The organism is Exiguobacterium sp. U13-1 (assembly GCF_001750115.1).
In the GTDB taxonomy this organism is placed as follows: domain Bacteria; phylum Bacillota; class Bacilli; order Exiguobacteriales; family Exiguobacteriaceae; genus Exiguobacterium_A; species Exiguobacterium_A acetylicum.
Window position 1 is genome coordinate 442,532 of sequence record NZ_CP015731.1, and the last position, 19,969, is coordinate 462,500.

The window sequence follows — 19,969 nt, forward strand, 5'->3', positions numbered from 1 at the left end:
TTTTGAGGGCGCGAGCCCGTCGTCTGGTGACGATAGCCAAGTGGTCACACCCGTTCCCATGCCGAACACGGAAGTTAAGCACTTGAACGCCGAAAGTAGTTGGGGGCTTCCCCCTGTGAGGATAGGACGTTGCCAGGCACTTGACCGATCTGCAGATTGCAGGTCGGTCTTTTTGTGTTATGTGAAACTTCAGACTGTTCTGATTATTGGTCGAGTCATTGACATGACACACTCTGCTTGTTACCATAACATCAATATTCTTTTATAAAAGAGAAAGCGAGTGGATAACATGTGGGAGAACAAATTTGCTAAAGAGGGTTTGACGTTTGATGACGTCTTACTCGTACCCCGTCGTTCGAGTGTCTTACCGCGCGACGTTGATTTATCTGTCACGCTATGTGAAGGGATCACACTTAATATTCCGTTGATCAGTGCTGGGATGGATACCGTCACAGAAGCACCGATGGCAATCGCAATGGCACGTCAAGGTGGTCTTGGTGTCATTCATAAGAACATGTCAATGGAAGAACAAGCAGAACATGTCGATCGCGTCAAACGTTCTGAAAATGGTGTCATCACGAATCCGTTCTATTTGACGCCAGAGCGTCAAGTCTACGATGCCGAGTATTTGATGAGTAAATATCGCATCTCAGGTGTTCCGATCGTGAACAATGAAACAGAGCGCAAATTAGTAGGGATTTTGACAAACCGTGATCTTCGTTTCGTCAAGGATTACTCAACTGTCATTGAAACGGTGATGACGACTGAAGAACTCGTGACAGCAAAGGTTGGTACGTCCCTCGCTGAAGCAGAACAGATTCTCCACAAACATCGCATTGAAAAGTTACCACTCGTTGATGAGAACGGTGTATTAAAAGGATTGATCACGACAAAAGATATCGAAAAAGTCGAACAGTATCCACATGCTGCGAAAGATCAATTCGGACGCTTACTCGTCGCAGCAGCTGTCGGCGTCACAAAAGATGCTTCGACACGTGCGAAGTTCCTTGTTGATGCAGGTGTTGATGCACTCGTCGTCGATACGGCACACGGTCATTCAGAAGGTGTTCTTCTCAAAGTACGTGAACTTCGTGAAGAATATCCAAACTTACCAATCATTGCGGGTAACGTTGCGACTGCTGAAGCAACACGCGATTTGATTGAAGCGGGTGCATCTGTCATCAAAGTTGGTATCGGACCTGGTTCGATCTGTACGACACGTGTTGTCGCAGGCGTCGGTGTACCACAAATCACAGCTGTCTTCGATTGTGCGACAGAAGCACGGAAACATGGTGTCTCGATCATCGCTGATGGTGGCATCAAGTATTCTGGCGATATCGTAAAAGCACTTGCTGCTGGTGGTCACGCTGTCATGCTCGGAAGCTTACTTGCAGGAGTAGAAGAGAGCCCAGGTGAGATGGAAATCTACCAAGGACGTCAATTCAAGACATACCGTGGTATGGGTTCTGAAGCATCGATGAAACGCGGTAGCCAAGATCGTTACTTCCAAGAAGCAGACAAGAAGTTCGTTCCAGAAGGAATCGAAGGACGTGTCGCTTACCGTGGTAAACTCGGCGATTCGGTTTACCAACTCGTTGGTGGTATTCGTTCAGGTATGGGATACTGTGGTGCTGCCACGTTAGAAGAGTTGCGTGAAGAGACACAGTTCATCCGTATGACGGGCGCTGGCTTACAAGAGAGCCACCCGCACGATATTCAAATTACAAAAGAAGCATCGAACTATACACGTCAGTAAACAAAAGCCTCGTCTTTCTCTAGTAGAAAGGCGAGGCTTTTGTTCATGATGATTTATGCAAATCCCACGCGTCCATCAATAAGCGTAATCCTTCCATCAACTCTTGCTCAGAGAGACTCGCAAATCCAAGGACGATTTGAGGTGTATCGGAGAGGAGGGGTAACTGGGCGTATTGAGAAAGACCGTATACTTGGATGCCTTGTTGTTGTGCCCGCTTTACGAGCTCCTGCTCCGTCATTCCGTTCGCTACGGACACGACGACATGGAGTCCGGCACTTTCACCGGTCAATCGTAAGGCGGGAATTCGGCGAAGCGATTGGATTAAGACATCGAGTTTGCGACGATAGACTTTACGCATCCGGTTGAGATGTCGTTCAAAGTCACCCTCTTTCATGAAACGTGTCAAAATCGTTTGATCAAAGCGCGAGACACTACAGGTATAGTGTGATAGTTCTGTTTGATACCGTGCGCGTAAGACTTCGGGTAAGACCATATAACCAATCCGTAGTGAAGGCATGAGTGATTTTGAGAAAGTACTCATGTAAATCACACGATTGCTGTCCATGTTGTGCAAAGACGGAATCGATTTACCGCTGTAGCGGAATTCGCTATCGTAGTCGTCTTCGATGACAAAACGGGTCGGATCCATCGCTGCCCAGTTCAACAATTGATGTCTTCGATTGACGGACAGGATGCTACCGGACGGAAACTGATGTGCCGGTGTGACATACATGACATCGACGCTTGATTCCTGCAGTTGATCGATCCGTAATCCATTCGCATCGACACGAATCGGTTCGATCATTCGTTCATGATTCTCTAGTAAGAGGCGGGTCGTATGATAACCGGGATCTTCGATGCCGTATGTGACGTTTCGTCCTAATAAGAAAAGAACGATAGGCAACAGTTGCTCGACACCAGAACCAACAATAATCTGTTCTGGGGAACAGACGACACCACGGGAATGATAGAGATAGGTTGCAATCTCTTCGCGTAATGCTAGATCGCCTTGTGGATGACCGAGTGAGACAAGTGGATGGTGATCGGTATCGATGATGTCTTTGGCATACTTTCGCCAACGGGCGAACGGGAAAGAGACCCCTTCAATCTTACTTGGATGAAAATCATACGTAATAATTGGTTTTTCTTTGGTCGCACGCGGTTCAATGACGGGTGAGATTTTGACGTAAGCAAGTTCCTCATAGGCAAGAACAAAATAGCCTTTACGTGAGATGGATTCGACATATCCTTCTGCGACGAGTTGTTGATAGGCAAGCTCAATCGTCGTTTGACTTAAGTTCAAAAATTGACCGAGTTTTCGTTTAGATGGTAATTTCGTGCCGTACGCTAAACGACCGGCAATGATTTCGTTTCGAATCTGTTGATAAAGTTGTTCATAAAGTGGTTTTTCCTGATTACGTGTGAGTTGAAATGATAGCATGTCCATCTCGTCTAACTCCTTCTTAATAAACTGACCTGTTGAAATCATCATAAACTGATACTTTTAAAAGTGTCAACGTTTCGTATACTAAAGGGGTGAAAGTCAACCAAGGGGGAATGGATATGGAACGTCAACAAGGAACGGATCGTGTCAAACGTGGAATGGCTGAAATGCAAAAGGGTGGCGTCATCATGGATGTCGTCAATGCGGAACAAGCGAAGATTGCGGAAGCAGCAGGAGCTGTTGCAGTCATGGCACTCGAGCGTGTCCCATCTGATATTCGTCGTGACGGAGGTGTCGCACGAATGGCAGACCCGTTGATTACGGAAGAGGTACTCGGAGCGGTCTCAATTCCCGTCATGGCAAAATGCCGGATTGGTCATATCGTTGAGGCACGAGTACTTGAATCAATGGGGGTCGATTTCATCGATGAGAGTGAAGTCCTGACTCCAGCAGATGAGCAATACCATTTACTGAAGTCAGAGTTCACCGTGCCGTTCGTCTGTGGGGCACGTGATCTTGGGGAAGCCGCTCGTCGCATCGCAGAAGGAGCCGCGATGATTCGGACGAAAGGCGAGCCAGGGACTGGGAACGTCGTCGAAGCTGTTCGCCATATGCGACAAATTCAAGCACAATTGAATCAGATTTTACATGTCAGTCCAGATGAATTGATGACATTTGCGAAAGAATGGGGTGCTCCGTACGAAGTATTACGTGATATTCGGACGCAGGGACGTCTACCGGTCGTCAACTTTGCAGCCGGGGGAGTCGCGACACCAGCTGATGCCGCACTCATGATGCATCTTGGGGCAGATGGTGTCTTCGTTGGATCAGGAATCTTTAAATCAGAACACCCAGAACGTGTCGCTCGGGCGATTGTCGAAGCCGTTACGTATAAAGATGATTTTGAGCGGATTGCGTCTTTATCCAAAGGACTCGGAACAGCGATGAAAGGGATCGATGTCACATCGATGCCTTTTGAAGAACGGATGGCGACACGCGGATGGTAATCGGTATTCTGGATGTTCAAGGCGCTGTCCGTGAGCATCAACAGCAGCTTGAAGGTCTCGGTGTCGATGTCGTTCTCGTCAAACAAGCGAGCGATCTCGACGGACTCGATGGACTCGTCTTACCAGGAGGCGAATCGACCGCGATGCGTCGATTGATCGAACGTTATGCCTTGCTGGAACCGCTTCGGGAAAAAGCGACGACGTTACCGATGTTCGGGACATGTGCCGGAATGATTCTGCTCGCAACTGCTGTTGAAGCAGGACAAAGTCATCTCAACGCGATTTCGATGACGGTCCGCCGGAATGCCTTCGGTCGACAAATCGATTCGTTTGAAGGACTGTTACCGGTTGAGGGAATCGAAGAGCCGATCGAGGCAGTGTTCATTCGGGCGCCATTGATTCTGTCTGTCGGGGAGGGAACACGAGTAATCGCGAAAGTCGAAGAGCAGATTGTCGCTGTTGAGACATCGCTACATCTTGCATGTTCGTTTCATCCTGAATTGACAGAGGACGATCGCTTGCACCGCTATTTTTTACAAAAAATCAAACAGCGGCAGTCCGTCCGTTCATAAAGCGTGGAAGCATCTGACAGGTTCTACTGTCAGGTGCTTCTTTTGTGCTACACTATTCGTAAAACGAATGATTGAGTGAAGGAGAGACACGATGAAACGAATCATACTACTCTGTTTAAGTGTACTGCTAGTCGTAGGATTTCCTACAGCGGGACAAGCAGCACCTTCGATTCAAGCAGAGTCTTACATAATGGCCGATGCGGTCACAGGGAAAATCCTCCTTCAATCGGAGGCGGATGTTTCGTTGCCTCCTGCTTCGATGACGAAGCTGATGACGTTGTACCTCGTCAGACGACAAATCGAATTGAAAAAACTGACGTGGGATCAAAAAATCACGCCGAGTGCAAAAGCTTTAAAGCTTGCGAAGACGTCCGGAATCGCGCGTGTTCCAGTTAAAGCCAAAACATACACGGTTCGCGAGATGTATAATGCGGCGTTCATCAAATCGGCTAATGATGCAGCGGTCATGCTAGCCGAAACTGTCGCCGGTTCAGAAGCGACGTTCGTTGAAAAGATGAATGAGACTGCAAAACAGTTCGGGATGAACGACACGGAGTATGCGAATGCATCTGGTCTAGATGCTGTCGATGCAACCCTTCCAGGAACGAATTTGATGACAGCGACCGATATCGCCTTACTCGTCATTCGCTATATCAAGGATTACCCAGATGTCCTCGATGTGACGAATAAAACACAGATGAAACTTGATGGAGAGGTCTTGAACAACTCGAATAAGATGCTGGCGAAGGAAAAATTCGCATATGCCGGCATGCGGGGGATGAAGACCGGAACGACTGATTTAGCAGGTTACTGCTTCGCCAGTGTAACGACACGGGATAATATGACGCTTGTCACGGTCGTCATGCGAACGGATTCCGATCAAGCCCGTTTCAAGGAAACGAAAAAGCTGCTCGACTATGGTTTTGCGACGTTTGAGCCGTTGACGTATTACGGAAAAGGCGAACGGATCAAAGACGTTCTTCCGATTAAAGGGGCAACCGTCCGAAAGCTAGACGTCGTCACGGACGGTTCGTTATACGTTACGGTCTTAAAACAAGCGGAGACGAGGGAACCACGGTTCGACTTCTCAAAAACAACGGCTCCCGTGACGAAACAAGAAATCGTCGGTACGGTGCAGGTCGCGGACGATGGGATCTATCTACCAGGATTTGAGACACCTCGCGTGAATTTGTATAGCGCGACTGCCGTTCCACTTGCGAGTGTTCCGACGCGTCTCGTCCGCGCTTGGACGGCTTGGTCAAAGCAAATTGAACAAGCGATTCAACAATCGACTCTTGTCAACTTCCAAGGCGATGGTGTAAAGTAAGACTAATCTCATAAAGATGCTATGAACGGACCAAGTAGATGTATCGATACTGTTAAGAGAGCTAGTGGGTGGTGTGAACTAGTCAGATCGATGGATTGAATCGAGCCGGATCGCACACCTTGCGAACAAGGTGCGGGTACGCCCGTTATCGCGTCTTAAGTTGGCTAGATATGTCTAGCAATGAGGGTGGCAACGCGGATCCAGGTGATTCGTCCCTTTTCGGTAGGAATACCGGAAAGAGACGAGTCGCCTTTTTTTATGACATAAAGGAGGAATTACAGATGATTGATATTAAACGATTACGCCAAGATTTTGACGCCATTCAAGAAAAGTTAGCGCACCGAGGAGAGGACTTAACGGACATGAACCGTTTCCTCTCACTTGATGAGAAGCGTCGAAAACTGATTGCGCGGACAGAAGTGTTGAAAGCAGAACGAAATGAAGCGACGAAAAAAATTGCTGAACTCAAGCGCAATAAGGAAAACGCGGATGAAGCAATCGCTGCGATGCGTAGTGTCGGAGACGAGATCAAGACACTTGACGACGAGTTACGTGAAGTCGAAGCGACATTGAACCAGCTTCTCCTCGGTATCCCGAACATTCCACATGACAGCGTACCAGTCGGTTCTTCTGAAGACGATAACGTCGTCGTGCGTGAAGTTGGTGACAAACCAGCGTTTGACTTTGAAGCAGTTCCACACTGGGATTTGATGGAGCAATTAAAAATCGTCGACGTCGAGCGTGCCGGAAAAGTCACAGGTAGCCGTTTCGTTTTTTACCGCGGAGCCGGTGCACGTCTTGAGCGGGCATTGATCAACTTCATGATGGACCTCCATCAAGATCAGCACGGCTACACAGAAATCTTGCCACCACTCATGGTCAACCGTGACTCTATGACAGGAACAGGGCAACTGCCGAAGTTCGAAGAGGATGCGTTTAAAGTCGAAGAGACGAACTACTTCCTCGTACCGACAGCAGAAGTTCCGGTGACGAACATGCACCGTGAAGAAATCCTAACTGCAGATCAGTTACCGATCGGTTATGCGGCGTACAGCCAATGTTTCCGTTCAGAAGCAGGTTCTGCCGGACGCGATACGCGCGGTTTGATCCGTCAGCACCAATTCAATAAAGTTGAACTCGTTCGTTTCGTCAAACCAGAAGAATCTTACGAGCAACTTGAATTGTTAACAGGACAAGCGGAAACGGTCTTGAAAAAGCTAAAGCTTCCGTATCAAGTGTTGAGCATGTGTACAGCTGATCTCGGATTCACGGCTGCGAAGAAATACGACATCGAAGTCTGGATGCCAAGCCAAGGCGTTTATCGTGAAATCTCTTCTTGTTCAAACTTTGAAGATTTCCAAGCACGCCGGGCACAAATCCGTTTCCGCCGCGAAGCGAACGCAAAACCAGAATTCGTTCATACGTTAAACGGTTCTGCCCTTGCAGTCGGTCGGACAGTTGCTGCGATCTTAGAGAACTACCAGCAAGCGGATGGATCAGTTGTTATTCCAGAAGTGCTTCGTCCATACATGGGTGGTCTTGAAGTGATTCAAGCTTAAGTCAGAAGGGGGAGTAATCCCCCTTTCTGTATTTTAAAAAGTTTTTTTAGAAAAGGTCTTTACACGTTAAAAGGCAGATGCTATCATAATTAATGTCAGGAAAACAGACAGGTCATCATTGATCTGGTAAGAAGTACGGAGGCGTACTCAAGTGGTTTAAGAGAACGGTCTTGAAAACCGTCAGGCGGCGAAAGCCGTGCGTGGGTTCGAATCCCACCGCCTCCTCCATTTTTATTTTTTGACAACGACATGCACGTTTTATAGCTTGGAGGCGTACTCAAGTGGTTTAAGAGAACGGTCTTGAAAACCGTCAGGCGGCGAAAGCCGTGCGTGGGTTCGAATCCCACCGCCTCCTCCACTTCTTTTTTTTTACCCAAAAATAAATATAATCATGGAGTCGTACCCAAGTCCGGCTGAAGGGGACGGACTCGAAATCCGTTAGGGGTCGCAAGGCTCGCGTGGGTTCGAATCCCACCGACTCCGCTTTTTATGAAGCATCTCAATTCTGAGGTGCTTTTTTGTTGCATCGATTTCTTCGTGCGTGCTATGGTTGCCTACGTGAAAAACGAAGAAGAGGTGGACGAAATGAACGAACAAACAAAAGAATCGTTGCTTTCGCATTATGCGATGACGATGACATATGTAAAAGACTTAGAACAGATTTCAGAAGAGGCATGGCGAACATCGTATGCAGAAGGTAAATGGACGATTGCTGAAATCATCGGTCACTTATCACCATGGGATCGCTTCATGGTCGCAGAGCGCATCCCGTACTTGCTCGCGGGTGAACCATTCCGTGTCGCACCAGATAGCCAAGCCGTCAATGAAGAAGCGGCGAAGATGAGCCGTGAGCAGCAACGGATCTTGACGATCGATGAGTTTTTAGTCAGCCGTGACTTGTTGAGTCGTGCGGTCGAATTGATTCCGGAAGAACGCCTGCAGGACAAGGTCGTCGTTAAAGACAAAGAACTGACAATCGGTCAGTTCCTCGGAGCAATGACGCAACATGATCTACACCATATGGAACAAATCAATCAAGTAATTGGTTAATGCGAGGGAGATGCGACACGCGTCTCCTTTTTTTTGCGCAAAAAAAGATCCGCCTAAGAGGCAGATCTGATCAGTTAGCGTGTATTGGCAATGCGAGCAACTTCAAGCTGCTTTTCAATCTTCGCGAGAATCCGGTCGATGGATTCTGGCTCGTTCAGTAAGTCGTATTCGTCGATCGACAAGCGGAGTACCGGGCAGATCGTGAAGTTATTGATCCAGTTCGTATAGCGCTCGTACATCTCTTCCCAATATTCGATTGGTGTCTGTTGCTCCATCTCACGTCCGCGAAGACGAATTCGTTCTAGTACTTGTTCGAACGAACCTTCAAGATAGATCAAAAGATCCGGGTGCGGGAAGAATGGTGTCATGACCATTGCGTCAAACAAACTTGAATATGTCTCGTAATCCGTTGGAGACATCGTTCCTTTTTCAAAATGCATCTTAGCAAAGATCCCTGTATCTTCATAGATTGAACGATCTTGGATGAAACCACCACCGTATTGGAAAATCCGCTTTTGCTCCTTGAAGCGTTCAGCGAGGAAATAGATTTGGAGGTGGAAGCTCCAACGCTCGAAATCATGATAGAATTTATCCAAGTAAGGGTTCGTATCGACTTTTTCGAGTGACGTCCGGAAACCAAGGGCATCTGCTAATCCGTTTGTGATCGTTGATTTACCGATCCCGACCATACCGCCGATTGTAATGACGGCATCTGCCGGGATGTTGTATTGTTCGCGTAGCTTCAAGTTCATGCGTGGTTCGCTCCTTCATATAATTCGTTCCGGATCGTCGTCAAGACGTACTCGAGATCTTCCGGCCGCTTGACGAAGTCGAGTGCATCCCCGTCGAAACGGATGATTTTGACTTCCGGATGTTTGGCTTGGTATTCCGTGACGAATGTTTCGTAATCCTCGGCTAATTGTTCGAGATAGGCACGTGACATGTTTTCTTCGATTTCTCGTCCGCGCAGCGCAACACGTTTCATCAAGGTATCGATGCTTGCGTTCAAGTAGATGACAGCATCCGGTTTCGGCATGTCTGTCGTCAGGATCGAATAGATTTGTTCGTACTTCTCAAGATGCTCTACCTTTAGAGAGCGGTGTGCAAAAATCAAGTTCTTAAAGATATGGTAATCAGCAACGACAGAGCGTTGTTTACTGAGGTAATGACGTTCGATATCATCGAGTTGTTTGAAGCGATTGCACAAGAAGAACATTTCCGTCTGGAAGCTCCATTCTTCGATATCTTCATAGAACTTTCCAAGAAAGGGATTTTCTTCGACGATTTCGCGTAACATAGAAAAAGAGAAATGGTGACTGATGGCGTTCGCAAGTGATGTTTTGCCTACACCAATCGGTCCTTCAACCGTTATGAACATATACAATGACCCTCCGTTCAGCAAAGTGCAATTTATATTTTAGCACAAAGAAGTACGACTTGCTGAAGTTTCAAAAGGAGAATTTTTTTAGAGTGAGGAGTATCATCGATGGAACGACAGGAACACTATATGCGCCTTGCGATCGAAGAGGCGAAAAAGGCAGAAGCGATCGGTGAAGTTCCGATCGGATGTGTCATCGTCAAAGACGATGAAGTCATCGCGACGGGCTACAATCACCGGGAAACGGATCAACAAGCGACGGCACATGCCGAGTTGATCGCGATTGAGGAAGCTTGCCAAAAGCTCGGGAACTGGCGACTTGAAGGGTGTGAGCTCTACGTGACGCTTGAACCTTGTCCGATGTGTGCAGGGGCCATCATGCTGTCACGAATCGAACATGTCATCTTTGGTGCCGTTGATCCGAAAGGTGGATGTTGTGGAACACTGATGAACCTAGTGCAAGACGATCGGTTCAATCATGTCTCAGAGCTGACGAGCGGTATATTAGAAAAAGAGTGTGGGGAGATGCTAACGACGTTCTTTCGGGAACTACGTGCGAAAAAGAAAGCACGAAAGCGGGCAATGGGTTGCATCACACCAGATGAAACAGTATAATGAAAAAGCACTGAAACAAGGTGCCACTAAAAATCGATAAACCATTTGCCGTGCTAGGTGGGGATGTAGCGGTTCCCTGTCACTCGCAATCCGCTATAGCGAGACTGAATTCCATGTCGAGGGATATGATTGGTGTGGTCTGCCTCACGTAAGTAGCGTTGACGTTTGAGTCCTACGCAACAGATACCCATGAACCAGGTCAGGTCCGGAAGGAAGCAGCCTTAAGTGGTGCTCTCTGTGTGTTGTAGGGGTGCTTGGACTGAGCAGGCTGCGTGAGTAACGCATGTTGAACATATTTCAGAATATGGTGCGCGGCAGTTTAATTTTTAAAGACAAGTCTACAGCCGGTTTCGGTTGTAGACTTTTTTAGGTAAAATAGAATGAGGAACTTAAAAAGAGGAGGCGCAAACTTGGCCTATCAAGCACTATACCGCGTGTACCGTCCGCAACGATTCGACGAAGTCGTTGGACAAGCGCATATCACCCGTACGATCCAAAATGCATTGATGGAGGGACGGATGTCCCACGCCTATCTATTTTCGGGTCCTCGTGGAACAGGAAAGACGAGTCTTGCCAAAATCATCGCTAAAGCGATCAACTGTGAGCATGCTCCGGTCAAAGAACCGTGTAATACGTGCCCGACGTGTCTTGCGATTACAGAAGGATCAAGTCCAGACGTCTTCGAAATCGATGCGGCTTCCAATAACGGCGTAGATGAGATTCGGGAAATCCGGGATAAAGTCAAATATCCCCCTTCAGAAGCAGCCTATAAAGTCTATATCATTGATGAAGTGCATATGTTGTCGACAGGTGCCTTTAATGCCTTGCTCAAAACACTAGAAGAACCGCCGGCGCACGCCATCTTCATCTTAGCAACGACTGAACCACATAAAATCCCGGCGACGATCATCTCGCGTTGCCAACGTTTCGATGTGAAGCGGCATGAAGTCGATCAACTCGTAGAGCGGATGCAATATATCTTAAACGATCAATCGATCGAGTATTCGGATACAGCATTACGATTGATCGCTCGAGCGGCAGATGGTGGTATGCGTGATGCGCTGAGTCTACTCGACCAAGCGGTTGCTTTTTCGAACGGTGATCTAAACGATGCAGCTGTTCTTGAAGTGACAGGGGCAGTAGAAGATGAAGCGTTATTGAATATTGCCCGTGCCTTACATGAACATCAAGTCGATCAGTTGTTACAGACGCTTGAAACGATGCAACGAGCGGGGAAAGATCTAAAACGTTTCGTGGAGGATCTCGTCTTCTTTTACCGAGACACGTTGTTGTTGAAAGCCTCGCCTACAGCTGTCGATTTGCTAGAGCGTGCGCGCCCGACGGATGAGTTCAAACAATTCGTTGAATCGATTGAAGCGGAGACGTGCTTTACGATCATTGATCAGTTACATGACTGCCAACAACAGATGCGGTTGACGAATCATCCGCGAGTCCTCGTTGAGATTGCCTTCATTCAAATTGCGGAACAAGGGAGAACAACGGGACAGATCGTCCAATCGTTGCAACAGGAAGTCCGCGAAATGAAAGAACAGATGCACCAATGGAAGTCGAATGGTGTTCCAGCACAAGAAGCGGCTGCACCACAAGCACAGCCGAAGCGAAAACAAGGACGACCAACCGTTCGAATCGCGAAAGAGCGGATTCGTCAAATGTTAGGACGAGCAGAAAAAGCTCAGCTACGTGAGATTCAAGAGAGATGGGATCACATCTTAAAATGGATATTAAAAGAAGATGGACCAATTTACTCGTTACTTCATGAAAGTAAACCGGTTCTTTGTTCGGCGGATACGTTGCTGATTGAATTCGATGACGGTAAAGGATGGCACTTTGAACAGGTCATGACGAATGAACGAACACGTTTCGTGATTGAAGAAGCGTTGTATGAAGTATGTGGCGTCAAACGCGAAATTTTAGCGATTCTCTCAAAGGATTGGCATGAACTGAAGGCAGAGTTTGTTGCTAAGCGAAATAGTAGTAGTATAGAAGAGAAGGAAACAAAACAAGAATCGGAGAGCGATCAGTTATTGTCCGAGACGCTTGGTCGTTTTGGTGATATCGTAGAGTTCGAAGATTAAATTCGAGGAGGAATACAGATGCGCGGAATGGGAAACATGAACAATATGATGAAACAGATGCAAAAGATGCAAAAGGATATGGCGAAAGCACAAGAAGAGCTAAAAGACTTAACAGTGACAGGTACAGCAGGCGGAGAGATGGTCTCAGTCGTTGCAGATGGTCATAAAAATATTGTAGATGTCATCATTAAAGAAGAAGTCGTCGATCCAGATGATGTTGAAATGATTCAAGATCTCGTCTTAGCTGCAACAAACGATGCTTTGAAGAAGGTCGATGAACTCGTCTCAAGTAAAATGGGGAAATTCACACAAGGTATGAATCTGCCGGGAATGTTTTAATTCGTAGGAGGAAACCACTTGCAATATCCTGAAGCGATTAGTCGTTTGATCGAAAGTTTTACGAAACTGCCGGGGATTGGTCCGAAGACAGCAGTTCGTCTAGCGTTTCATGTCCTTGATATGGAAGAGGACGATGTCTTAATGTTCGGAAAGGCATTGGTCAGTGCGAAGCGCGACATTGCCTACTGTAGTGTCTGCGGGAATATCACGGATCAAGATCCTTGTTATGTATGTACAGATAAACACCGAAACCGTACGATTGTCTGTGTCGTCCAAGATTCAAGGGATGTCATTGCAATGGAAAAAATGCGAGATTACCAAGGGTTGTATCATGTCTTGCATGGAGCGATCAGTCCAATGGAAGGAATCGGTCCGGAGGATATCAATGTATCTAGCCTACTAACACGTCTTCAAGCGGACGAAGCGATTACGGAAGTCATCTTAGCGACCAATCCGAACATCGAAGGAGAAGCGACAGCGATGTATCTATCGCGTCTGTTAAAACCAACGGGTATTCGGATCACTCGGATTGCCCATGGTCTTCCGGTTGGTGGAGATCTTGAATACGCAGATGAAGTGACGTTATCTCGTGCAATGGAGGGACGTCGCGAACTATGAGTTGGTTTCGAAAGAAGATTCGCAGTGAGTACGACCAGCGTTTGTTAGAAGAATTAGCAAAAGCAAAAGAAGATTATTTGATGAAGCGTCATCTCTTAGAAATCAGCTATGATGACTATGGTGATTTAGAAGCACAAATGAAGTTAGCGGAATCACTGTATTTCTTCTATATAAGCGAAGCAAAAAGAAGACGCGTCTCATTGATGATGAAGTAAACCGCAGCCATTCTTGTCTGCGGTTTTTACATGCTCTAAAAAAACTATAAGTTATTTTAATAAAGTAGTTGCACATGTCTAATTATCGTGATATATTAATTCATGTCCTTAAGAGGACGAGCGCTTACGGCAAACAAGTAAAAAACAATTTCAAAAAAGTTGTTGACTTCTTGTTTCAGACTTGGTATTCTAATTGAGTCGCCAAAACAGGCGCGGACGAACTTTGAAAACTGAACGATGAGGCAAAAAACGTATTCTATGGAATACAAACATGAATGAAGCGCAAGCTTCGTCAATCGTGACTTCGGTCACAAAAACGAGCAAGTCAAACACTTTATGGAGAGTTTGATCCTGGCTCAGGACGAACGCTGGCGGCGTGCCTAATACATGCAAGTCGAGCGCAGGAAACTGACGGAACTCTTCGGAGGGAAGGCAGTGGAATGAGCGGCGGACGGGTGAGTAACACGTAAGGAACCTGCCTCAAGGATTGGGATAACTCCGAGAAATCGGAGCTAATACCGGATAGTTCAACGGACCGCATGGTCCGCTGATGAAAGGCGCTTCGGCGTCACCTTGAGATGGCCTTGCGGTGCATTAGCTAGTTGGTGGGGTAATGGCTCACCAAGGCGACGATGCATAGCCGACCTGAGAGGGTGATCGGCCACACTGGGACTGAGACACGGCCCAGACTCCTACGGGAGGCAGCAGTAGGGAATCTTCCACAATGGACGAAAGTCTGATGGAGCAACGCCGCGTGAGTGATGAAGGTTTTCGGATCGTAAAACTCTGTTGTAAGGGAAGAACACGTACGAGAGGTAATGCTCGTACCTTGACGGTACCTTACGAGAAAGCCACGGCTAACTACGTGCCAGCAGCCGCGGTAATACGTAGGTGGCAAGCGTTGTCCGGAATTATTGGGCGTAAAGCGCGCGCAGGCGGCCTTTTAAGTCTGATGTGAAAGCCCCCGGCTCAACCGGGGAGGGCCATTGGAAACTGGAAGGCTTGAGTACAGAAGAGAAGAGTGGAATTCCACGTGTAGCGGTGAAATGCGTAGAGATGTGGAGGAACACCAGTGGCGAAGGCGACTCTTTGGTCTGTAACTGACGCTGAGGCGCGAAAGCGTGGGGAGCAAACAGGATTAGATACCCTGGTAGTCCACGCCGTAAACGATGAGTGCTAGGTGTTGGGGGGTTTCCGCCCCTCAGTGCTGAAGCTAACGCATTAAGCACTCCGCCTGGGGAGTACGGCCGCAAGGCTGAAACTCAAAGGAATTGACGGGGACCCGCACAAGCGGTGGAGCATGTGGTTTAATTCGAAGCAACGCGAAGAACCTTACCAACTCTTGACATCCCATTGACCGCTTGAGAGATCAAGTTTTCCCTTCGGGGACAATGGTGACAGGTGGTGCATGGTTGTCGTCAGCTCGTGTCGTGAGATGTTGGGTTAAGTCCCGCAACGAGCGCAACCCCTATCCTTAGTTGCCAGCATTCAGTTGGGCACTCTAGGGAGACTGCCGGTGACAAACCGGAGGAAGGTGGGGATGACGTCAAATCATCATGCCCCTTATGAGTTGGGCTACACACGTGCTACAATGGACGGTACAAAGGGCAGCGAGACCGCGAGGTGGAGCCAATCCCATAAAGCCGTTCCCAGTTCGGATTGCAGGCTGCAACTCGCCTGCATGAAGTCGGAATCGCTAGTAATCGCAGGTCAGCATACTGCGGTGAATACGTTCCCGGGTCTTGTACACACCGCCCGTCACACCACGAGAGTTTGCAACACCCGAAGCCGGTGAGGTAACCGCAAGGAGCCAGCCGTCGAAGGTGGGGTAGATGATTGGGGTGAAGTCGTAACAAGGTAGCCGTATCGGAAGGTGCGGCTGGATCACCTCCTTTCTAAGGAAAACGTCCCTTACGGGACATGCCCATCGTTCAGTTTTGAGAGCTCGTCTCTCACGTCTCGCAAGAGACACTCGCACCTTGAAAACTGAAGACATCAACAAGACATCAAACTTTTTATAACCATGTCATTAGACGTGTGTTCTTAGAATACCAACGCTAGATCAAGGTATGAAGGGCGTACGGTGGATGCCTTGGCACTAGGAGCCGATGAAGGACGCGACGAACAGCGATATGCTTCGGGGAGCAGTAAGTATGCTTTGATCCGAAGATTTCCGAATGGGGGAACCCACCATCTGTAATGGGATGGGACATGTTACATGAATACATAGTGTAGCGTGAGGCAGACCCGGGGAACTGAAACATCTAAGTACCCGGAGGAAGAGAAAGCAAATGCGATTCCCTGAGTAGCGGCGAGCGAAACGGGAACAGCCCAAACCGAAGAGCATGCTCTTCGGGGTTGTAGGACACTCTATACGGAGTCAAAAAGGAAGACAGTAGGTGAAGGACCTGGAAAGGTCGGCCGAAGAAGGTGACAGCCCTGTAGCTGAAACTGTTTTCCCTCCAGAGTGGATCCTGAGTACGGCGGGACACGTGAAACCCCGTCGGAATCCGGGAGGACCATCTCCCAAGGCTAAATACTCCCTAGTGACCGATAGTGAACCAGTACCGTGAGGGAAAGGTGAAAAGCACCCCGGAAGGGGAGTGAAATAGATCCTGAAACCGTATGCCTACAAGTAGTCAGAGCCCGTTAACGGGTGATGGCGTGCCTTTTGTAGAATGAACCGGCGAGTTACGATAACGCGCGAGGTTAAGCCGATGAGGCGGAGCCGTAGCGAAAGCGAGTCTGAACAGGGCGTTCAGTGCGTTGTCGTAGACCCGAAACCAGGTGATCTACCCATGTCCAGGATGAAGGTCAGGTAACACTGACTGGAGGTCCGAACCCACGCACGTTGAAAAGTGCGGGGATGAGGTGTGGGTAGCGGTGAAATGCCAATCGAACCTGGAGATAGCTGGTTCTCCCCGAAATAGCTTTAGGGCTAGCCTCGAGGTTGAGAGTTCTGGAGGTAGAGCACTGATTGGACTAGGGGCCCCCACAGGGTTACCGAATTCAGTTAAACTCCGAATGCCAGCAACTTATACTCGGGAGTCAGACTGCGAGTGATAAGATCCGTAGTCAAGAGGGAAACAGCCCAGACCGCCAGCTAAGGTCCCAAAGTGTATGTTAAGTGGAAAAGGATGTGGCGCTGCCTAGACAGCTAGGATGTTGGCTTAGAAGCAGCCACCATTCAAAGAGTGCGTAATAGCTCACTAGTCGAGTGGCGCCGCGCCGAAAATGTAACGGGGCTAAACATACCACCGAAGCTGCGGATTCCGTAAGGAATGGTAGGGGAGCGTTCCAAACCGCTGCGAAGCTGTACCGGAAGGAGCAGTGGAGCGTTTGGAAGTGAGAATGCCGGTGTGAGTAGCGAAAAGAGGGGTGAGAATCCCCTCCGTCGAAAGCCCAAGGTTTCCTGAGGAAGGCTCGTCCGCTCAGGGTTAGTCTGGACCTAAGCCGAGGCCGAAAGGCGTAGGCGATGGATAACAGGTTGATATTCCTGTACCGCCGATCCACCGTTTGAACAATGGGGGGACGCAGGAGGATAGTGACGCATGCGGATGGAAGTGCATGTGCAAGTTTCAAGACCGTCTGATTGGCAAATCCGTCAGGCATCAAAGTCAAGGAACGATGCGGAGTCCCGTAGGGACGTAGGTCACGATTTCACACTGCCAAGAAAAGCCTCTAGTGAGGGGGAAGGCGCCAGTACCGTAAACCGACACAGGTAGGCGAGATGAGAATTCTAAGACGCGCGGGATAACTCTCGTTAAGGAACTCGGCAAAATGGTCCCGTAACTTCGGGAGAAGGGACGCTCTACATGAGTAGAGCCGCAGTGAATAGGCCCAAACGACTGTTTAGCAAAAACACAGGTCTCTGCTAAATCGCAAGATGACGTATAGGGGCTGACGCCTGCCCGGTGCTGGAAGGTTAAGGGGATGGGTTAGCGCAAGCGAAGCTTTGAACCGAAGCCCCAGTAAACGGCGGCCGTAACTATAACGGTCCTAAGGTAGCGAAATTCCTTGTCGGGTAAGTTCCGACCCGCACGAAAGGCGTAACGATTTGGGCACTGTCTCAACGAGAGACCCGGTGAAATCATAGTACCTGTGAAGATGCAGGTTACCCGCGACAGGACGGAAAGACCCCATGGAGCTTTACTACAGCCTGATATTGAGGCTTTGTGCATGATGTACAGGATAGGCGGGAGACGTCGAGCCCGGAGCGCCAGCTTCGGAGGAGTCACCCTTGGGATACCGCCCTTCATGCATAGAGTCTCTAACTCGCAGCCGTAATCCGGCTGGAGGACCGTGTCAGGCGGGTAGTTTGACTGGGGCGGTCGCCTCCTAAACAGTAACGGAGGCGCCCAAAGGTTCCCTCAGAATGGTTGGAAATCATTCGTAGAGCGCAAAGGCAGAAGGGAGCTTGACTGCGAGACCTACAAGTCGAGCAGGGACGAAAGTCGGGCTTAGTGATCCGGTGGTTCCGCATGGAAGGGCCATCGCTCAACGGATAAAAGCTACCCTGGGGATAACAGGCTGATCTCCCCCAAGAGTCCACATCGACGGGGAGGTTTGGCACCTCGATGTCGGCTCATCGCATCCTGGGGCTGGAGTAGGTCCCAAGGGTTGGGCTGTTCGCCCATTAAAGCGGTACGCGAGCTGGGTTCAGAACGTCGTGAGACAGTTCGGTCCCTATCCGTCGTGGGCGCAGGAAATTTGAGGAGAGCTGTCCTTAGTACGAGAGGACCGGGATGGACGCACCGCTGGTGTACCAGTTGTTCCGCCAGGAGCATCGCTGGGTAGCTACGTGCGGACGGGATAAATGCTGAAAGCATCTAAGCATGAAGCCCCCTCCAAGATGAGATTTCCCTTTGAGTAATCAAGAAAGACCCCTCAGAGACGATGAGGTAGATAGGTCACGGGTGGAAGCATGGCGACATGTGGAGCTGAGTGATACTAATCGGTCGAGGCCTTGTTCTAGCAGATGCTTGTTGATGACTTCAGTTTTGAGGGCGCGAGCCCGTCGTCTGGTGACGATAGCCAAGTGGTCACACCCGTTCCCATGCCGAACACGGAAGTTAAGCACTTGAACGCCGAAAGTAGTTGGGGGCTTCCCCCTGTGAGGATAGGACGTTGCCAGGCTTTTGTTTTTTTAATAAAACAATTGACAGACTTACATAGATGTTTTATCATTATAGAAGTCGTCACCTTATACTTAAAACGGTCCTGTGGTGTAGCGGTTAACATGCCTGCCTGTCACGCAGGAGATCGCGGGTTCGAATCCCGTCAGGACCGCCATTTTAATATCGGCTTTGTAGCTCAGTTGGTAGAGCAAAGGACTGAAAATCCTTGTGTCGGCGGTTCGATTCCGTCCAAAGCCACCATTTCTTTTGCCGGTGTAGCTCAGCTGGTAGAGCAACTGACTTGTAATCAGTAGGTCGCGGGTTCGACTCCTGTTGCCGGCACCATTTTTATTTTGGCGATTGTGGCGAAGTGGTTAACGCACCGGATTGTGATTCCGGCATTCGTGGGTTCAATTCCCATCAGTCGCCCCATTTTTTAACTTCATATCATTTATGTGTCATTAGCTCAGTTGGTAGAGCATCTGACTTTTAATCAGAGGGTCGCAGGTTCGAATCCTGCATGACACACCATTTTTATGCGGGTGTGGCGGAATTGGTAGACGCGCTAGATTTAGGATCTAGTGTCTTTGACGTGGGGGTTCAAGTCCCTTCACCCGTACCATTTATATGCGGAAGTAGTTCAGTGGTAGAATACGACCTTGCCAAGGTCGGGGTCGCGGGTTCGAATCCCGTCTTCCGCTCCATTTATATTTGAATAGCATTATGCGGTCGTGGCGGAATCGGTAGACGCGCTAGGTTGAGGGCCTAGTGGTGGCAACATCGTGGAGGTTCAAGTCCTCTCGACCGCACCATATGATGCACCCTTAGCTCAGCTGGATAGAGTACTTGACTACGAATCAAGGGGTCGGGAGTTCG

Annotated in this window: 14 protein-coding genes, 12 tRNA genes, 4 rRNA genes, 1 other RNA gene and 1 other annotated feature (1 of these 32 only partly in view); of the genes, 28 read left to right on the forward strand and 3 right to left on the reverse strand. The window is 48.8% G+C overall.

Features of this window, described 5'->3' with window-relative positions; all coding sequences use genetic code 11:
- The first annotated feature begins 22 nt into the window (after nt 1–22).
- Both rrf (ESP131_RS02245) and guaB read left to right on the forward strand, forming a co-directional pair.
- Nucleotides 23–138: ribosomal RNA gene (rrf, locus tag ESP131_RS02245) — 5S ribosomal RNA — on the forward strand.
- Between the two features lie 151 nt (nt 139–289).
- Nucleotides 290–1,756, forward strand: a complete 1,467-nt coding sequence (gene guaB / locus ESP131_RS02250; RefSeq protein WP_029343029.1) for an IMP dehydrogenase — start codon at nt 290–292, stop codon at nt 1,754–1,756.
- 43 nt (nt 1,757–1,799) lie between these two features.
- Here guaB and pdxR read toward each other — a convergent pair whose 3' ends face one another.
- Complete coding sequence (pdxR, locus tag ESP131_RS02255) at nt 1,800–3,203, reverse strand: MocR-like pyridoxine biosynthesis transcription factor PdxR (RefSeq protein ID WP_069940132.1); 1,404 nt, start codon at nt 3,201–3,203, stop codon at nt 1,800–1,802.
- A gap of 116 nt (nt 3,204–3,319) precedes the next feature.
- Here pdxR and pdxS point away from each other — a divergent pair, with 116 nt between their 5' ends.
- The 8 genes from pdxS (at nt 3,320) to ESP131_RS02295 (ending at nt 8,715) form a co-directional block, all read left to right on the forward strand.
- A complete protein-coding gene (gene pdxS, locus ESP131_RS02260; RefSeq protein WP_023469872.1) occupies nt 3,320–4,207 on the forward strand; it encodes a pyridoxal 5'-phosphate synthase lyase subunit PdxS in 888 nt (295 codons plus the stop codon).
- Complete coding sequence (pdxT, locus tag ESP131_RS02265; protein WP_047390803.1) at nt 4,201–4,779, forward strand: pyridoxal 5'-phosphate synthase glutaminase subunit PdxT; 579 nt, start codon at nt 4,201–4,203, stop codon at nt 4,777–4,779. The genes pdxS and pdxT overlap by 7 nt, the downstream gene beginning before the upstream one ends.
- Before the next feature lie 91 nt (nt 4,780–4,870).
- Complete coding sequence (locus ESP131_RS02270) at nt 4,871–6,106, forward strand: D-alanyl-D-alanine carboxypeptidase family protein (RefSeq protein WP_047390798.1); 1,236 nt, start codon at nt 4,871–4,873, stop codon at nt 6,104–6,106.
- Nucleotides 6,107–6,118: 12 nt separating this feature from the next.
- Nucleotides 6,119–6,326, forward strand: a binding site (T-box leader).
- 61 nt (nt 6,327–6,387) lie between these two features.
- Nucleotides 6,388–7,665, forward strand: coding sequence for a serine--tRNA ligase (gene serS, locus ESP131_RS02275; RefSeq protein WP_069940133.1), 1,278 nt, complete (start codon nt 6,388–6,390; stop codon nt 7,663–7,665).
- A gap of 137 nt (nt 7,666–7,802) precedes the next feature.
- A tRNA-Ser gene (locus ESP131_RS02280) sits at nt 7,803–7,893 on the forward strand.
- Between the two features lie 39 nt (nt 7,894–7,932).
- Nucleotides 7,933–8,023: transfer RNA gene (locus ESP131_RS02285), tRNA-Ser, on the forward strand.
- A 35-nt stretch (nt 8,024–8,058) separates the two neighbouring features.
- Nucleotides 8,059–8,148 (forward strand) — tRNA-Ser (locus tag ESP131_RS02290).
- Nucleotides 8,149–8,250: 102 nt separating this feature from the next.
- Nucleotides 8,251–8,715, forward strand: a complete 465-nt coding sequence (locus ESP131_RS02295; RefSeq protein ID WP_069940134.1) for a DinB family protein — start codon at nt 8,251–8,253, stop codon at nt 8,713–8,715.
- Nucleotides 8,716–8,789: 74 nt separating this feature from the next.
- Here the strand turns inward: ESP131_RS02295 and ESP131_RS02300 are convergent, their stop codons facing one another.
- Nucleotides 8,790–9,467: a deoxynucleoside kinase gene (locus ESP131_RS02300; RefSeq protein ID WP_029343036.1), complete on the reverse strand. Its 678-nt coding sequence runs from the start codon at nt 9,465–9,467 to the stop codon at nt 8,790–8,792.
- Nucleotides 9,464–10,093 (reverse strand): deoxynucleoside kinase, encoded by a 630-nt coding sequence (locus ESP131_RS02305; RefSeq protein WP_050679045.1) that lies wholly within the window; start codon nt 10,091–10,093, stop codon nt 9,464–9,466. The genes ESP131_RS02300 and ESP131_RS02305 overlap by 4 nt, the downstream gene beginning before the upstream one ends.
- 108 nt (nt 10,094–10,201) lie before the next feature.
- Between ESP131_RS02305 and tadA the strand changes: the two genes are divergently transcribed.
- The 18 genes from tadA to ESP131_RS02395 all read left to right on the forward strand — a co-directional run.
- Complete coding sequence (gene tadA, locus ESP131_RS02310; protein ID WP_029343038.1) at nt 10,202–10,708, forward strand: tRNA adenosine(34) deaminase TadA; 507 nt, start codon at nt 10,202–10,204, stop codon at nt 10,706–10,708.
- A 48-nt stretch (nt 10,709–10,756) separates the two neighbouring features.
- Nucleotides 10,757–11,023, forward strand: an RNA gene (gene ffs, locus ESP131_RS02315) — signal recognition particle sRNA large type.
- Nucleotides 11,024–11,118: 95 nt separating this feature from the next.
- Nucleotides 11,119–12,804 (forward strand): DNA polymerase III subunit gamma/tau, encoded by a 1,686-nt coding sequence (gene dnaX, locus ESP131_RS02320; protein ID WP_069940135.1) that lies wholly within the window; start codon nt 11,119–11,121, stop codon nt 12,802–12,804.
- A gap of 18 nt (nt 12,805–12,822) precedes the next feature.
- On the forward strand, nt 12,823–13,143 hold the full coding sequence (locus tag ESP131_RS02325) for a YbaB/EbfC family nucleoid-associated protein (protein WP_029343040.1): 321 nt from the start codon (nt 12,823–12,825) through the stop codon (nt 13,141–13,143).
- Nucleotides 13,144–13,161: 18 nt separating this feature from the next.
- Nucleotides 13,162–13,761: a recombination mediator RecR gene (recR, locus tag ESP131_RS02330; protein WP_023469882.1), complete on the forward strand. Its 600-nt coding sequence runs from the start codon at nt 13,162–13,164 to the stop codon at nt 13,759–13,761.
- Nucleotides 13,758–13,976, forward strand: coding sequence for a YaaL family protein (locus ESP131_RS02335; RefSeq protein ID WP_023469883.1), 219 nt, complete (start codon nt 13,758–13,760; stop codon nt 13,974–13,976). Before recR ends, ESP131_RS02335 begins: the two co-directional genes overlap by 4 nt.
- A gap of 333 nt (nt 13,977–14,309) precedes the next feature.
- Nucleotides 14,310–15,871: ribosomal RNA gene (locus ESP131_RS02340) — 16S ribosomal RNA — on the forward strand.
- A gap of 165 nt (nt 15,872–16,036) precedes the next feature.
- Nucleotides 16,037–18,950, forward strand: a 23S ribosomal RNA gene (locus tag ESP131_RS02345).
- Between the two features lie 46 nt (nt 18,951–18,996).
- Nucleotides 18,997–19,112 (forward strand): 5S ribosomal RNA (rrf, locus tag ESP131_RS02350).
- Together the 16S, 23S and 5S rRNA genes with 9 tRNA genes alongside form the textbook arrangement of a ribosomal RNA operon.
- 80 nt (nt 19,113–19,192) lie before the next feature.
- Nucleotides 19,193–19,268, forward strand: a tRNA-Asp gene (locus ESP131_RS02355).
- A 10-nt stretch (nt 19,269–19,278) separates the two neighbouring features.
- Nucleotides 19,279–19,354 (forward strand) — tRNA-Phe (locus tag ESP131_RS02360).
- Between the two features lie 8 nt (nt 19,355–19,362).
- Nucleotides 19,363–19,438, forward strand: a tRNA-Thr gene (locus ESP131_RS02365).
- 11 nt (nt 19,439–19,449) lie between these two features.
- Nucleotides 19,450–19,525, forward strand: a tRNA-His gene (locus tag ESP131_RS02370).
- A 23-nt stretch (nt 19,526–19,548) separates the two neighbouring features.
- Nucleotides 19,549–19,624: transfer RNA gene (locus tag ESP131_RS02375), tRNA-Lys, on the forward strand.
- Between the two features lie 7 nt (nt 19,625–19,631).
- Nucleotides 19,632–19,715, forward strand: a tRNA-Leu gene (locus tag ESP131_RS02380).
- A gap of 7 nt (nt 19,716–19,722) precedes the next feature.
- Nucleotides 19,723–19,797: transfer RNA gene (locus tag ESP131_RS02385), tRNA-Gly, on the forward strand.
- A 21-nt stretch (nt 19,798–19,818) separates the two neighbouring features.
- Nucleotides 19,819–19,905: transfer RNA gene (locus ESP131_RS02390), tRNA-Leu, on the forward strand.
- 6 nt (nt 19,906–19,911) lie between these two features.
- Nucleotides 19,912–19,969 (forward strand) — tRNA-Arg (locus ESP131_RS02395) (it continues 16 nt past the right edge of the window).